16 protein-coding genes and 1 pseudogene are annotated in these 13,604 nt (G+C 71.8%); 7 read left to right on the top strand and 10 right to left on the bottom strand.

Features of this window, described 5'->3' with window-relative positions; translation table 11 throughout:
- The first annotated feature begins 139 nt into the window (after positions 1-139).
- Positions 140-445, top strand: a complete 306-nt coding sequence (locus tag ABT299_RS50645) for a winged helix-turn-helix domain-containing protein (protein WP_500255238.1) — start codon at positions 140-142, stop codon at positions 443-445.
- Here ABT299_RS50645 and ABT299_RS50640 read toward each other — a convergent pair.
- The 3 genes from ABT299_RS50640 to ABT299_RS50630 all read right to left on the bottom strand — a co-directional run bounded on the left by ABT299_RS50640 (position 408) and on the right by ABT299_RS50630 (position 2,608).
- Positions 408-860, bottom strand: a complete 453-nt coding sequence (locus tag ABT299_RS50640) for an STAS domain-containing protein (protein ID WP_500255237.1) — start codon at positions 858-860, stop codon at positions 408-410. The genes ABT299_RS50645 and ABT299_RS50640 overlap by 38 nt on opposite strands.
- Before the next feature lie 35 nt (positions 861-895).
- On the bottom strand, positions 896-1,393 hold the full coding sequence (locus tag ABT299_RS50635) for a hypothetical protein (RefSeq protein WP_500255236.1): 498 nt from the start codon (positions 1,391-1,393) through the stop codon (positions 896-898).
- Positions 1,394-1,972: 579 nt separating this feature from the next.
- Positions 1,973-2,608 carry a hypothetical protein gene (locus ABT299_RS50630; RefSeq protein ID WP_500255235.1) on the bottom strand — a complete coding sequence of 212 codons (636 nt, stop codon included), beginning with the start codon at positions 2,606-2,608 and terminating at the stop codon, positions 1,973-1,975.
- Positions 2,609-3,119: 511 nt separating this feature from the next.
- Here ABT299_RS50630 and ABT299_RS50625 point away from each other — a divergent pair.
- From ABT299_RS50625 to nicT, 3 genes are all read left to right on the top strand, one after another.
- Complete coding sequence (locus ABT299_RS50625) at positions 3,120-3,719, top strand: superoxide dismutase (RefSeq protein WP_500255234.1); 600 nt, start codon at positions 3,120-3,122, stop codon at positions 3,717-3,719.
- A gap of 127 nt (positions 3,720-3,846) precedes the next feature.
- On the top strand, positions 3,847-4,437 hold the full coding sequence (locus ABT299_RS50620) for a GNAT family N-acetyltransferase (protein WP_500255233.1): 591 nt from the start codon (positions 3,847-3,849) through the stop codon (positions 4,435-4,437).
- A gap of 92 nt (positions 4,438-4,529) precedes the next feature.
- Positions 4,530-5,651 (top strand): Nickel transporter NicT, encoded by a 1,122-nt coding sequence (nicT, locus tag ABT299_RS50615; protein WP_500255232.1) that lies wholly within the window; start codon positions 4,530-4,532, stop codon positions 5,649-5,651.
- Positions 5,652-5,856: 205 nt separating this feature from the next.
- Here nicT and ABT299_RS50610 read toward each other — a convergent pair whose 3' ends face one another.
- From ABT299_RS50610 to ABT299_RS50590, 5 genes are read right to left on the bottom strand one after another with little or no spacing between them, the layout of a single operon-like run.
- Positions 5,857-6,606: a hypothetical protein gene (locus ABT299_RS50610; protein WP_500255231.1), complete on the bottom strand. Its 750-nt coding sequence runs from the start codon at positions 6,604-6,606 to the stop codon at positions 5,857-5,859.
- On the bottom strand, positions 6,603-7,967 hold the full coding sequence (locus tag ABT299_RS50605; protein WP_500255230.1) for a hypothetical protein: 1,365 nt from the start codon (positions 7,965-7,967) through the stop codon (positions 6,603-6,605). The genes ABT299_RS50610 and ABT299_RS50605 overlap by 4 nt, the downstream gene beginning before the upstream one ends.
- On the bottom strand, positions 7,964-8,713 hold the full coding sequence (locus ABT299_RS50600) for an ABC transporter ATP-binding protein (protein WP_500255229.1): 750 nt from the start codon (positions 8,711-8,713) through the stop codon (positions 7,964-7,966). Before ABT299_RS50600 ends, ABT299_RS50605 begins: the two co-directional genes overlap by 4 nt.
- Positions 8,710-9,405 carry a hypothetical protein gene (locus ABT299_RS50595; RefSeq protein ID WP_500255228.1) on the bottom strand — a complete coding sequence of 232 codons (696 nt, stop codon included), beginning with the start codon at positions 9,403-9,405 and terminating at the stop codon, positions 8,710-8,712. The genes ABT299_RS50600 and ABT299_RS50595 overlap by 4 nt, the downstream gene beginning before the upstream one ends.
- Complete coding sequence (locus ABT299_RS50590) at positions 9,402-9,923, bottom strand: RNA polymerase sigma factor (protein ID WP_500255227.1); 522 nt, start codon at positions 9,921-9,923, stop codon at positions 9,402-9,404. The genes ABT299_RS50595 and ABT299_RS50590 overlap by 4 nt, the downstream gene beginning before the upstream one ends.
- Here ABT299_RS50590 and ABT299_RS50585 point away from each other — a divergent pair.
- The 3 genes from ABT299_RS50585 to ABT299_RS50575 all read left to right on the top strand — a co-directional run bounded on the left by ABT299_RS50585 (position 9,849) and on the right by ABT299_RS50575 (position 11,832).
- Positions 9,849-10,418 (top strand): hypothetical protein, encoded by a 570-nt coding sequence (locus ABT299_RS50585; protein ID WP_500255226.1) that lies wholly within the window; start codon positions 9,849-9,851, stop codon positions 10,416-10,418. The two genes, ABT299_RS50590 and ABT299_RS50585, sit on opposite strands and share 75 nt — an antisense overlap.
- A gap of 271 nt (positions 10,419-10,689) precedes the next feature.
- Positions 10,690-11,253 (top strand): hypothetical protein, encoded by a 564-nt coding sequence (locus tag ABT299_RS50580; RefSeq protein ID WP_500255225.1) that lies wholly within the window; start codon positions 10,690-10,692, stop codon positions 11,251-11,253.
- Positions 11,254-11,361: 108 nt separating this feature from the next.
- Positions 11,362-11,832, top strand: a complete 471-nt coding sequence (locus tag ABT299_RS50575) for a hypothetical protein (protein WP_500255224.1) — start codon at positions 11,362-11,364, stop codon at positions 11,830-11,832.
- A gap of 48 nt (positions 11,833-11,880) precedes the next feature.
- On the opposite strand, the gene ABT299_RS50570 is transcribed toward ABT299_RS50575, so the two are convergent.
- Together ABT299_RS50570 and ABT299_RS50565 are read right to left on the bottom strand one after the other, a co-directional pair.
- Entirely contained in the window at positions 11,881-13,464 is a 1,584-nt protein-coding gene (locus tag ABT299_RS50570) for an FAD-dependent monooxygenase (protein ID WP_500255223.1), read from the bottom strand.
- Positions 13,461-13,604, bottom strand: a pseudogene (locus ABT299_RS50565) (MBL fold metallo-hydrolase); the annotation flags it as partial. The gene ABT299_RS50570 and the pseudogene ABT299_RS50565, both read right to left, overlap by 4 nt.

Genomic DNA, 13,604 nt, shown 5'->3' with positions numbered 1-13,604 from the left:
GCAGCGACTCCTCCCGCTCGTCCAACCCCTCGACTTCGGGGACGGGGAACGGCCGCAAGAACGGCTCGAAGGACAAGGCCAAGGACGAGGCCAAGTAACGAATATCCGGTGACCGTCGGCCGGTGAGGGAGGCCCGCTCGTGGAGCAGCCAGGCGCCAAGCCCTGGACGTTCCTGACCAACCATGCCCGGGTCCTGGTCGCCGCGGCCCGCGACCCCGATAGCCGCGTGCGCGATATCGCCGAGCAGGTCGGCGTCACCGAGCGGGCGGTGCAGCGCATCACGACCGACCTGGAGAGCGCCGGCTACCTCACCCGGGCCCGCACCGGCCGCCGTACCCGCTATGCCGTCGACCTGGACCAGCCGCTGGACGATCTGCCCGTCCCGGTCGGCGTGCTAGTGGAGCTGGTCATCGTTCCGCCGCGCCGCGACGGGGGTCTGCCCTAGCGGCCTGGACTCCCGGGTCTTCAGGTGGGCTCGGGGCGGCGGGCCCGGCCTGGGGCATGTCGCTGAGGGTGTTCATGACGCGCAGGTGCCCGGCGATGCCGGTCCTGGTGAGCAGTGCGTCCACGTGGGGGCGCGGGCGCAGCAGGACCAGTTCGCCGCCGGCGGTGCCGGCGTACTTGTGCAGCCGGACGATCGCGTTGATGCCCGAGGAGTCGCAGAAGGTGACCTGCGACAGCTCCAGCGCGATCCGCCGGAACCCGCGCACTGCGCACACCTTGCCGATCTGGTGCAGCATGGCCGGGGCGGTCGCCACGTCCAGCTCGCCGCGCACCTCGGCCAGCACCCACGGTCCGGCCGCGCTGAACAACACGCTCACCGTCGAGACCGCCCGGGACGCCTGCGCAGCCGCAGCCATCTCGCCTCCTCCCCAGCTCGGTTACGGCTCCCCGTTCAGTCCTGGTCGGCGGCCTCGGCGGTCTGGGCCAGGTGCTCGGCCTGGCAGTCGGCGCACCGCCCGTGCCAGCGGTGGGTGTGCGAGGCGGCGGCCTCGACCCGGGTCAGGGTCTCCCCGCACTCGGTGCAGCGCCGCCCGCGCTCACCACGGGCCGGCCGGGCCGGGGTCTGCCCGGCCGGGGGCCGGACCGCCAGCAGCTCCTCGTCCTGGTCGTAGGGGTGCGGCTCGATGCGGTAGCCGGCCTCGGTGAGCACCTGGGCGGCGCGGTCGCGCGCGGCCGGTCGCCGGGCGGGGTCGGTGAAGTCGTCGCAGACCCCGACGGTGAGCGGGTCGTGGCTTTCCACCGAGAACCCGGCGCGGGCGGGGAATTCGGCGCAGCCCGCGGCGCGCAGCACGACGCGGACCTCCTCGGCCTGCCAGTCCCGCGCCGACCACAGCGGCCGCGCGTCCACCGCGTACCCGAACTCCGGTCCTTCTTCCTGCTGATCGAACACGGCACTGTCCTTCGCTTCGAGGGGACTCTTCGGCCGGGGCCGCCGCGGCGCCGATCGTCATCTCGGCCCCGCGTCAGCTCCGCCCGGTGTCAGGGCGGCGGGGTTGGCGGCCCGTGGATGATGCGGTGGATGGTGGAGCGGCCGACGCTGTACTCGCCCGCCAGGTCCGCCAGCGACACCTCGCCTTCGGCGTAGCGGCGGCGGATGGAGCGGTCTCGTCGAACGCCACCTCGCTGGGCTGGCCGACGTCTTGCGTCGATGCGGGCTTCCACCCCTGAGACGTCAGGCGGACACGGCTGTTGATTCCGGTCCGGTGGATCACCGTCCGCTGGACCGGAGGCCTCAGCAAGATCGTGGCGTGAGCCAGCTGCAGGGAACACCGAAACCAGGGCGCCTCACACCCGGCCGGGCCGGCCCCGGCTCGAGCCGTACCATTCGGCCCTTCGCAGGATATCTCGGTCTCGATCGTGACTGAGGCCCAGGCGAGCAGCTTCAACGTCGCCTACCAGGTACCCGCCGCCGGAATGGTCCGAGCCTCGTCCCGCTGTTTGGGGCGCCTGTCGGGGCAAGCGCAGACTTCTACTTCGGCCACTTGAAGCTCTTGGCGATGACGGCGTCGTGCGGCAGCGGCTTCCGCCCGTCTCGATAGACCGGGTGCCAGTGGCGCTTCTTCGGCCAAAGCGAGATCATGGAGCGGGCGCCCGGGCCGTCTCCCATAAGGATTGCGGGCACGCGGGCGATCTGCTCTCCGGGTTTGAGAGGTTCGGCCGGCGTCTTCTTTATAAGCTCGAATTCGCCGATGCTGCCACGCCAGAGCCCCTTCTTCTTGGGCAGCACTACCCGCATGGTGTGGTGTGGGCCGCCCCAGATCCGTTTGAAGTCTTGATCGAACGCGCACACCAGGTAGTTGACCATCCGGCGATTGCGCTCCTCCTTGTGGATCACCGCGCTGATGCCGCCTTGCTCAAAGGAGTCCAGCCATCCGATCGTTGGTCCGGTCTCCGGAGCGATCCGCTGGATGGCGACGAAGATCCTATGCGTATAGGCGTTGGGTAAGGTCAGCCCGCGCCTGGCTATGTCCACATTGGCATATGCCATAGATGTGTGGATGTCGATCTCCCGAAGCGGGCCGTCCTGCTCGGTGAGGATGCGATCCTCCCGCTTGTAGAGGAGATAGTTGACGGCGCCGCGAGCCAGCATCCACGGGATGTTCATCGCACCGTCCAAGTCCGTCGGCCGAACCACTCCCCATAGTGTGGGCGAGTGCCAGCGCAAAAGCCACGGATTCGGGCGGACGCCCCGTAGTCGATGGCGGCGGCGCCCCAGCACGGCTCATCGTCGCCTCCGTCAACGCGTAGGGGGTGCAGTCTTCCTGCCTGCGAGCCTCCGCTGGCAGGCTCGGTTCCCCCCGCTGGCCAGCATCACATCGCCGCTCTTGCGCTGGACTGCCGCATCCGTCGGCGGCGGCCTGCTTGACCTCGACTCGCAAATGAACCGCTGAACCTGCTGGGATTGTTGGAGCAGGCTTGGTGCCTGGTAGCCGCTGGCAGGTGAGCACTCCGGCTCGCTGGACCGATCATGAGTCCTGGTGTTAGACCGTGATCCTGGGTGGGTGTTCCGTTAGGGGTCCCCTGACGGAACAGCGGCCAGGCAACGCCACGCGACCCCACCGGCGCACTTGTCGCCAACTTGATGTTGTTGCAAGTTGCTTGCAATAGTGGCGGCCATGGGTACCTACTCGCTGCCGGACCTGCCGTATGACTACGCCGCGCTGGAGCCGGCGATCACCGGGGAGATCCTGGAGCTGCACCACTCCAAGCACCACGCCGCCTACGTCAAGGGCGCCAACGACACCCTGGAGCAGCTCGAAGAAGCCCGCACCAAAGAGCAGTTCGGCGGGCTGGTCGGGCTGGAGAAGACGCTGGCGTTCAACCTGTCGGGGCACGTGCTGCACTCGATCTTCTGGGACAACCTGTCCCCCGAGGGCGGTGACCGCCCCGACGGCGAGCTCGCCGCGGCGATCGATGAGCACTTCGGCTCGTTCGAGGCGTTCGCCAAGCAGCTCACCACCGCGACCCAGACCGTGCAGGGCTCGGGCTGGGGCGTGCTGGCCTTCGAGCCGACCGGCCGCAAGCTGATCGTGCAGCAGGTCTACGACCACCACGGCAACGTCGGTATCGGCTCGGTCCCGCTGCTGGTGTTCGACGCCTGGGAACACGCCTACTACCTGCAGTACCGCAACGTCCGTCCCGACTACGTGGCCAAGCTGTGGTCGCTGGTCAACTGGAACGACGTCGCCCGCCGCTTCACCGCCGCCCAGAGCTGACCCCGCCCGCCAAGCCGCGGCGCCGGCCGGACGGACGCACTCGGATCATGCTCAGGACCAAGCCCTTCCCTCCGGCCGGCGCCGCCCCCGCATCCGCCCGGCATCTGCCCCGGCCCGGGAGGCGCCCATGCCCCACCCCCAATACCAGGGTCGGCACTCGCTCCGACGTCTGGACGGCACCCGCGCCCGGCCGCTCACCGCGCAGATCATCGAGCTGTACCGGTCGTGCTACACCGCGCCGCCCTGGAACGAGACCCCTCAGCAGCTGGCGGCCTATCCCGCCAAGCTCCAGGCGGCGCTGGAGCGGCCCGCCTTCACCGCGCACGTCGCCTGCGACCCGGCCGGGCGCCTGACCGGAATCTGCTACGGCTGGCCCAGCCCACCCGACCTGACCGCATCCGAGGCGGCCGGCAACCCCGTCTACGACGCTGTGCTCACCGCCCTGGGGCCCGACGGCGCCGCCGCCCTCACCCGCGGCGCGTTCGAGGTCGCCGAACTGTTCGTCCACCCCGACGCCCAACGCCAAGGCCTCGGCCGGCACCTGCTCACCGTGGCCGTCGCCGGATGGCCCGCCGCCTGGCTCATCACCCACCCAAACGCCCCGGCCGCCCGCCTCTACCAGCGCCTGGGCTGGCGCCAACACGCCGCCCTGCCCCGCGGCCTCTACCCCCAACTCCCGCTCGCGATCTTCACCCGCACAGATCCCCGACCCGCCTGACCGGCAGATCAACGACAGCCCCGCGCAGCACGCCGGGCGGCGTGCCGCCCGCCGAGTCGCACGGTCGCCAGAGGGCACCGAGAGGAATCCGGATGAGCACCAACCCGCAGGCGCCGGCCGCGGCCGCACGCCGCCGGTTCGCGGTGACCCGGGCCGAGACGGCGCGGATCGGCGCCATGGCGCTGTTCATCGCGGCGTTGCACGCCGCCGGCTGGTTCAGCCTGGTCGCGCTGGTCGCCCCGCACCATTACGACCTGGGCGAAAGCGGGGGGTTCACGGTCGGGCTGGGCGTGACCGCCTACACGCTGGGGATGCGGCACGCCTTCGACGCCGACCACATCGCCGCGATCGACAACACCACCCGCAAGCTGATGGCCGACGGGCAGCGGCCGCTGTCGGTGGGGTTCTGGTTCTCCCTCGGGCACTCCACCATCGTGTTCTCACTGTGCGTACTGCTGGGTCTCGGGGTGCGGTCGCTGGCCGGACAGGTCCAAAACGACTCCTCCTCCCTGCACAACGTCACCGGCATCATCGGCACCTCGGTGTCAGGGGTGTTCCTGATGGTCATCGCGGTCATCAACACCGCGGTACTGCTCGGCATCTTGAAGGTGTTCCGCCGGATGCGGCACGGCGACTTCGACGAGGCCGAACTGGAAGAGCACCTCAACAAGCGCGGGTTCATGAACCGGTTCCTGTCCGGGGCGACCAAGACCGTGAACAAGCCCTGGCACATGTACCCGATCGGGGTGCTGTTCGGGCTCGGGTTCGACACCGCCACCGAGGTGTCGCTGCTGGTGCTGGCCGGCGGCGCGGCCGCGTTCTCCCTGCCCTGGTACGCGATCTTGACGCTGCCGGTGCTGTTCGCCGCCGGGATGAGCCTGCTGGACACCATCGACGGGTCGTTCATGAACTTCGCCTACGGGTGGGCGTTCTCCCAACCGGTCCGCAAGGTGTACTACAACATCACCATCACCGCGCTGTCGGTGGCCGTCGCGGCGATCATCGGCGTCATCGAACTGATCGGGCTGCTGGCCGACAAGACCGGCATCACCCACGGGCCGCTCGCCGCGATCGCCGCCATCGACCTGAACTACGTCGGCTACGGCATCGTCGGCCTGTTCGTGCTGACCTGGGCGACCGCACTGGCGGTATGGCGGTTCGGCAAAATCGAGCAACGCTGGACCGCCAACATCCGCCCCACCAAAACCGACTAACCCTCCCCTCAACCGGCACATGCGCCGGCACCCACCACATAGGCGGCCGGACCCAGGCCGAGTGCCCAGGTCGAGTGCCCAGCCACGGCCAGCTATCGCCAGAGCCGACCCCGACACCGTTCGGAGCCACGGAACGGGGCGACCAGCACCATCACCTCCAGGCATGCCCGGGATCCCACCACCAGTTGTCTCTTCGTCCCGTTGATCATTTTTGCGGGATCGAACGCTGTGTGGCCTTGCTAACGGTTTCGGTGGCCTTCCCGGCTGGGAGGCGCGCGGTCACCGTGAACCGGGGGTCAGGGCGGCAACGCATCGATGCGGGTGTTGTTGGCATAGACGAACACCTCTCACGCGCGGTGTTACGGGTGGGGTCTGACAGGTGCAGGGCGGAGCGCGGTGGCCGCCAGCCCGCATAGGAGAAGCACGGCGGCGATGCCCGCGGCGGGCGTGTCGTGGGGGCGCGGATCGGCCAGAACCACAGCGACGTCCATGACCGTTCGAGGGCGCGCCCGCACAGGATCGTGTAGGCGAGCGGCGGCGCCCAGCAGCGGTGCGGGCTTAGGAAGGCGGCGGTGAGCAGGGTGATGCCCGCCAGCCCGGCGAGAGCCCGCAGCAGCGTGAGCGAGCCGCCGGCCGGCGCGCGGTGCGCCGCTGCGGCGGCAAGGATGGCGGTCGCCGCGGCGAGCAGCAGCACTGCCGTCCCGGTACGGAGCGCGGGCAGGTGCCGACCGGTCACCCGTTCGGCCTCGCCGATGGGGCTGGCAGTGGACGTGCCGACCACGGCAGCGGCGCCGGCTGCGACGGCGAGCGGGAGCACGACCCCGAGGGGCCCGGACGGGCGAGGGATCGGCAGCAGCGGCACGCAGCCGACGCAACAGATCGCGGATAGGGCGGGGACGGCACGGCGGGAGGCCAGGTGCAGCCGCACGAGCCGGAGTGAGGGAATCAGGGTCATGGCAGGTCCGTGAGGGCGAGGCGGCCCGCGCGCAGCGCGGTCAGGTGGGCAGCGAGCCACTGGCGCCGCGCCGCGGGGGCGAGCGCGGCGAAGCGGCGCGCGGCGGCGGTCACGGAGGCGTCCGGCCTAGCGGCGCCGGGTAGCACGGGGGTGTCTGGATCTCCGGCCGCGGCCACGACGCCGAGCGCAACGGCCCATCGGGCCTGCCCGGTCACGTTCCACGATCCGTAGAGCAGGCCGCACGCGGCGTCGGCCCGCATCTTGCGGGCGACGGCGGAGGTGAGGGGGTGTCCCGAGTCGAAGGCGCCGAACGGAGCAGGGACGTAGAGGGCGCCGCCGGTGACCCGCGGTCCACCAGGGAGCATCCGCTCCTCGACACGGCCTGGGACTCCGGGGACGCCGGCGAGCTGGCCGGTGACCGGGCGCAGCGCTGCCGCCGACTCGTCCAGGACCGTGGTGAAGGCGGGATGTACGCACACCTGGATCGCACCGCCCTCGCACACCGGGGTGTAGGCGACGGGCCGGCCTTCGCCGGGGGAGCGCAACAGCGGTATGTCGACGGCGCCGGAGTCCCGCGCGATGTGTCCCGTCCCGGCGAGCCACAGCGCTGTCGCTGCCATCCCGGCACCGGTGGCGGCCAGCACGGCCCCGGCCGACCGCACCGCGCTGCCGCCCGCTCCGGTCGGCAGCGCGAGCGCGCCGAGGGCCAGCACGGCCAGCCCCGCCGCGAAGATCACCTGCACTTCGGGCACGGCGTGCCCCGTCCGGAAGAACAGCGGGCGGTACGGGTCGCTGACCGCGCCGACCGGCCCAGCCAGCGCGGCGGGATGGCGGGCCTGCGCGAGGGTGGCCGCGACGACCAGCAGCATGAAAGCGCCGATGGCGGTCAGCGGAGCGACGAACCGTCCAGGCAGCAGCGCCCCGATCGCGTACCCGCCCGAGAAGAAGGCCAGCAGCGCCGCGGCCGCCACCGCGACCGGCCACCAGAGCGGGTGCCCCAAGGACGCCGACGCGGCCGTCAGCCCGTACAGCACACCGACCGCGACTGCCAGGAACCCCAGCCCCCACAGCGCCGTCGCGGCCCACGCGGGCAGCGTCCGCGCCCAGGAGCCGCGCGCGGTGCTCGCCATCAGGTCCCGCATACGGGCGCGGTGCTCCCGGGACCCGGTCCACGCCGCAGCGCCCGCCGCCACCGGACCGAACCCCTGCAATGCGTCCTGGAGCACCGCGCCGCGGCGCGTCCAGACGGCGATTCCGGCCAGCGACCGCCCGTACGGGGAGATCCACAGCAGGACGGCGACGACGGGCAGCAGCAGAGGCATGATGTTGCGGCGCAGCTCCAGGCGCAGCAGCCGGATCATGTCCGGGCCTCCGCGAGGACGGCGCTGTAGCCGCGTTCTAGCGGCGCGTCGCCCGCACCGGTGCCGGTGCCCGCGCCGCGCGCGCTCAGCTCGGCGGGGGTGCCGGTGAACACCAGCCGCCCGCCGGACATCAGCCCGACGCGGTCGCACGCTGCGCCCACGTCCTCGACGAGATGCGTGCTGATGACGACGGTGGCGCGCTCCCCCATCCGCCGCATCAGAGCGCGGAACTGGACGCGCTGTTCCGGGTCGAGCCCGGCGGTCGGCTCGTCCAGCAGCAGCAGGTCGGGGTCGTTCACGATCGCCTGCGCGATGCCGACGCGCCGCAGCATCCCGCCGGACAGGCTGCGCAGCCTGGAGCGGGCGCGGTCGCCAAGCCCAACCTCCTGCACTGCGGACGCGACGGCGCGCGGCACGAGCCGCGGCGGCATGTCCTTCAGCAGCGCGATGTACTCGACGAACTCCACGACCGTGAAGCCGGAGTAGTAGCCGAGGTTCTGCGGCAGGTAGCCGAGCCGCCGCCGGATCTCCCGGCGCGGGCCATGCCCGGCGGGGTCGCGGCCGAGCAGCCGCAGCGTCCCCGACGACGGCGGGATCACCGTCGCCAGCATGCGCAGCAGCGTCGTCTTGCCCGCGCCGTTCGGACCGAGCAGGCCGTACACCCCCGGCCCGGTCTCCAGGTCGACGCCGGCGACGGCCCGCCTGCGCCGGAAGGACCGGGTCAGGTCCCTGGCCTCAACGTTCACGACCAACCTCGTTTCGGTGCGCTCGGGGTTGCGGTGGCGATCAGGACGACGGCCGCGCAGACCGTGGCCAGCACCGCGTACGGGACCAGCAGCGCGGGCCGGGCGACCGCCGCATCCGTGCTACCCGTCGCCGCGCGCGCGCCGACGACGGTGAGGCACCAGGCGGCGAGCCCGGCCGCGGCCCCGGTGTTCGCCGACCGCGCCACGGTCGCCACGGCCAGCGCGAGCGCCGACACCGCCGCCATCGGGACCAGCCACCCGAACGTGAACGCGGCGGCGTGCGCGGACGCGGCGGAGGCGGCGAGGCCCAGCAGCGCGTCCGTCCCGAACACCGCTGGGACCCGGACGAGCAGCACCATCCGGTCCCCCACCGGCATCGTGCGGGTCAGCTCGTAGGCGGGGTCGACGCCCGGCCCGTAGGCGTAGGCGATCCCGGCGCCGGCGACGACCGGTGCCAGCAGCGGGACCAGCGCCGTCCCGGTCGCCAGCGACGCCGACGCCCCCGCGCCCAGCGTCACGACCGACGCCAGCAACCACGGCAGCAGCAGCGACGGCGTGGACACCAGCGCCCGCGCCAGGCCCGGCGACCGCAGCAGGACGGCGAGCGCCCGCTCCACCCGCCCCGGCGGGCGGTGCCACACCCGCGCGGCGACACCGAGCCACACCCGGTCCAGATCCGGCCTCCCGTTCACCACTGCCCTCCCAGCGCCGCGCGCAGCAGCCGCCTCGCCCGGTGCGCCCGGCTCTTCACCGTGCCCTCCGGGATGCCCATGGCCCGCGCCACCTCCGCCACGCTCCGGTCCTCCTCGTACAGCAGCTGCCACAACTCGCGGTCGGCCGCGCCGAGCCCGGCCACGGCGACATCCAGTTCGATCCGGCTGAGCGCTCGCTCGTGCTGGTCGGCCTGCGGAACCGGCGGCAGGGTCGCGGGCGGTCGGTTCCGGCGCGTCCACAGGGCCGCCTGCCGCCGCGCGATGCCCCACAGCCACGCGCCCGCGCCCGCCCCGTCCGGCCTGGCCGGGGCCGGACGGTAGCCGCGCGCACCCTTCCACACGCCGAGGAACGTCTCCTGCAGGACGTCCTCCACCGCGTCCGCGGCGAGCATCCGGCCGAGCCGCGCGGCCAGCCACGGCGCGTGCCGCGAGAACAGCTCCCGCAACGCCACGTCGTCGCCGCCCGCCACGGCCGCGATCAGCTCGTCGTCGTCCATCACCCCCTCTATTGCGACACAAGGGCGTCCGGTTCGCTCGCGAGCGGACTATCCAGATGCGGTCGCCGGGTCTGCCCCGTCTACGTCACTCAGAGCACCTTCGAGGACGGGACGTGCTCCAACGGCGGCGCGCTTAGCAGCATCGGCGCGTCCTGGACGATCCTCACCAGCCTCTTCACCGGCAACCGGGCCATCGGCTGGGGCGCCAATTCGGCACGCGGCGGCATGGCTGGCGGCGGCAGCGGCGGAGCCGTCTACGCCGACGGCAACCGCTTCGCCATCCGCATCGCCGGCACGGTCATCCACGGCAACCGCGCCAACGAGGGCGGCGGCGCCGTCTTCTTCGTCAGCAACGACGACACCGGCGAGCTCACGATCGACCACTCGCGCCTGACCGGAAACCGCAACGCCGGATTCGAGACCGCGGGTCTGCCCGTGATCTGCTTCCACAGCACCGGCCGCGCGCCCATCACCGCGTCCACCCTGAACCGCTGACGCCGGGCGGCACCCTCCCATACGTCCCGGGTCCGGCGGTAAGGCCCATCCGGACGTGGCGGGAGCGCAGCTCTTGCGGTCCGTGATCTGCCAGAGGCTCGTGGCATGAACGCGCCAAGACCGGCCCTGCGGAGAAGGCGGTCAAGGCGCCATCTTCGGGCCGGCTGTGGACGGCCAAGCGATAGATCGGTGAGCGAAACGATTGGCTTGCTCGCCGATGTTGCGGCGATCGACGTTGGGGCTTCCATCCCCTCTCCGTAGGGAGGCGTCCATGCGACGCGGTATTGCCATGGCCGCAGCGGTCACCGGACTGTTGCTGCTCGGTGGAACAGCCCCAGCGCTCGCCGGTGAGCAGCCCACGGCCGACGAAGTGGAGACGGCGTGGGTCTCCAGCCGCTTCATCACCCTGTACGTCGACACGCCCGATTCACCCTCGTCGGGCCCGAGCAACGAGCGGCCTGACGCCGACGTGTTCCTGGTGGCGCCGATGGACCCCGACCACCCTCTGGACCCCGGCGCGGTCATCCCTTCGCCACCGGCTCCGGCACCGGTCGTCGTGCCGGTGCACGACACGGTGCTCGATCGCCCGACGCCGCCGTCGGACTGCTTCGGTGTGCAGGTGCTCCCGGCGCCGGGAGCCGGCGAGCGGGTGCTGACGCGTCCCGACCCCAACGGCGGCGCGACGCTGGCGTGGGCCGTGATCGTGGGCGGGCACCGCGTGGAGCTCACCAGCGGGCCGGTCATCCGCTGGGCGGCGGCCTCGGGTCTGGTCGTCCTGGACCGGTCCTGGCCCGGGTACGGCGGTACCTGCTGGACCGGTGCCTGGCGGCGCTGACCTCGCGGTATCGGTGGGCGAACCATGCGCCTTTGACCGGCGGCCGGGCCGGTCGACGATGAGGCCGCTGCGCAGCGATCATTTCCCCCCTCTCCCTCAGGAGGACAAGTGCGCAAGGTGCTCATCACGTTCGCGATGGCGCTCGCCGGCGTCGGCGTCGCGGTCTCGCCCGCCGCGGCGGCGACCACCAACGTCTACTACGAGTCCGTCGCGGACGGGGACACCCAGTTCATCCCCGCCTGCACGCCCGGCCCGGACAACCCGACCTGCGACCCCCGCGGCGCGGGCAGCAGGCTCATCTCGACCGGTTCGCTCTCCTACACCCAGGGCGGAGCGACCGTCGGCTCGGTGCACACCGACTGCACCACGACGCGGAAGGTGGGCAACGACTACTACGGCTTCTGCACCGACACCCTCACCACCCCGCAGGGGAACTGGGTCGCGGTCGGTGAGATCAACGAGAGCGCGCTCGAGCGCTACGAGGCCCAGAACCTGGCGCTCACGGGCGCCCACGGCTGCCTGACCGTGCAGCAGGTCGTGTACCCGAACGTCTTCAAGCTGACCGTCAAGCGGTCCTGACCCCGATGAGGGCGGCTGGGTCTGTGACGACCCGGCCGCCCTCGCATGTCAACTGTGGCCGAGGGCCCGCCGTACGGCACGAGCCAGGGCTTCGGAGTCGAAATTGTGGAGGACGGCGGCGAGATGGCCGTCGGGTCGGACGAGGTGAACGGTGTCGGGGCCGGCGTCCAGTGCGGCGCGGATGGCGCCGGTGGTGTCGATGGCGTCCAGGGCGTAGGACCGGACAGGTAGGTCCTGCAGTCGTTCCGCGATCTCCTGGCGGTGTTCGTCGTCGCCCGTCAGGGCGACGAGATCGGTGCCGAGCAGGCGGCGTAGCCGGGTCTTGTGCTCGCCGACCTCGCAGGGGCCGTCGGGGCACAGGACCCCAGGGATCGGTGGCCTGATGGCCCCGGCAGCGCGGGGGAAGCGCTCGACCGGCCCGGCGGGGGTGGTCAGTGGCGAGTCCAGGTACCAGTACGGTTCGGCGAGCTTTCCCGAGTCGATGAGGGCGCGGGCTTGGGGGTCGGTGAGCGCGGCCTCCAGCGCGGCGTGCCGGCGGTCCTTCTCCTCGTCGGTGTGCGGGACGAGGAACTCCATGGTGCGGGTGGTGACCGCCAGGTTTTCGCCGGCGGCCGCGCGCCGTTCGATGTCGTAGCTCGCGAGCAGGCGCTCGGAGCCGTGGCCGTGGCGGACGAAGGCGAGCTTCCAGGCGAGGTTCTCGGCGTCCTGGACGCCGGAGTTCAGCCCGCGTGCTCCGAACGGCGCGTACAGGTGCGCCGCGTCGCCCGCAAGGAACACGCGACCGCGGGAGAAGGTCTCGGCGCGCCGTTGGTGGAACCGGTAGGCCGACAGCCAGACGATCTCGTACGGTGTGTCGCCGGTGATCTTCCGGATACGGGCGTCGAGCGCGCCCGATGCCCGCTCGGCCTCGAGGTCGTAGTCGGCGGGCACCTGCCAGTCGATCCGCCAGGTGCGGTCGGGGCACTGGTGCACCAGCACCTGACGGCCGGGGTTCCATTCGGGGTCGAAGTAGAACCGGCGCTCGTTCGGGAACGGCAGGTCGGCTCGGATGTCGCAGATGAGGAACTGGTCGCTGAACGAGCGGCCGGGGAAGCCGATGCCCATGAGCTGCCTGACCGTGCTCTTGGAGCCGTCGGCGCCGACGAGGTGGCTGCCCTGGACGACGACCCTGGCGGTTGCGGTGGCCGTGTCGGCCTCGACCCCGTCCGCGCTCTGGTGGACGCCGATGACGGGGTGCCCGTAACGGATGTCGATGAGCGGTTCTGCGTCGGCCAGGTCGAGGAGATGGCGCTCCAGCTCGGCCTGCGAGATGTTGATCCAGGGAGGTACGGTGCTGAGTCCCGTGGTCGGGAAGGTGACCGCGAACAGCTCGGTGTCGCGGTAGTAGGTGCGGCCGGTCGTCCAGGTGACGCCGCGCGCGATCATCTTCTCGGCGCAGCCGACGCGGTCCAGGACGTCCAGGACGTCGCGCTGGAAGCAGATCGCCTTGGACCCGCTCGGGTCCCGCCGCGCGGCGGCCTCCAGCACGATCGTGGGAATCGCGAAGCGGGCCAGCAGGAGGGCCGTCACCAGCCCGACCGGGCCGGCGCCGACGATGACGACCGGGCTGGTCTCGTTCCGGTTCGTCGTCACCGCTGGAGCTCGTCCCAGACGGCCCGGTCGCGCTCGGCGGTCCAGATGGCGGGGCGCTCGACGCCGGACAGCTCGTCCCACAGCCGGGACACGTCGAACGGCAGGCAGTGCTCGAAGATCGGCCACCGCCCGTACTCCGG

Source organism: Spirillospora sp. NPDC000708 (assembly GCF_040299565.1).
Classification (GTDB): Bacteria; Actinomycetota; Actinomycetes; order Streptosporangiales; family Streptosporangiaceae; genus Spirillospora.
Note: the sequence above shows the minus strand (reverse complement) of the source record. Positions and strands in the feature narration are given on the sequence as shown.

What these genes read in the sequence shown, in the direction of transcription:
- ABT299_RS50630 (WP_500255235.1), bottom strand. Translation starts at nt 2,608, where the DNA reads ATGAACATCCCGTGGATGCTGGCTCGCGGCGCCGTCAACTATCTCCTC.
- nicT (WP_500255232.1), top strand. Translation starts at nt 4,530, where the DNA reads ATGAGCACCAACCCGCAGGCGCCGGCCGCGGCCGCACGCCGCCGGTTC.
- ABT299_RS50625 (WP_500255234.1), top strand. Translation starts at nt 3,120, where the DNA reads ATGGGTACCTACTCGCTGCCGGACCTGCCGTATGACTACGCCGCGCTG.
- ABT299_RS50640 (WP_500255237.1), bottom strand. Translation starts at nt 860, where the DNA reads ATGGCTGCGGCTGCGCAGGCGTCCCGGGCGGTCTCGACGGTGAGCGTG.
- ABT299_RS50590 (WP_500255227.1), bottom strand. Translation starts at nt 9,923, where the DNA reads ATGGACGACGACGAGCTGATCGCGGCCGTGGCGGGCGGCGACGACGTG.
- ABT299_RS50620 (WP_500255233.1), top strand. Translation starts at nt 3,847, where the DNA reads ATGCCCCACCCCCAATACCAGGGTCGGCACTCGCTCCGACGTCTGGAC.
- ABT299_RS50580 (WP_500255225.1), top strand. Translation starts at nt 10,690, where the DNA reads ATGCGACGCGGTATTGCCATGGCCGCAGCGGTCACCGGACTGTTGCTG.
- ABT299_RS50605 (WP_500255230.1), bottom strand. Translation starts at nt 7,967, where the DNA reads ATGATCCGGCTGCTGCGCCTGGAGCTGCGCCGCAACATCATGCCTCTG.
- ABT299_RS50610 (WP_500255231.1), bottom strand. Translation starts at nt 6,606, where the DNA reads ATGACCCTGATTCCCTCACTCCGGCTCGTGCGGCTGCACCTGGCCTCC.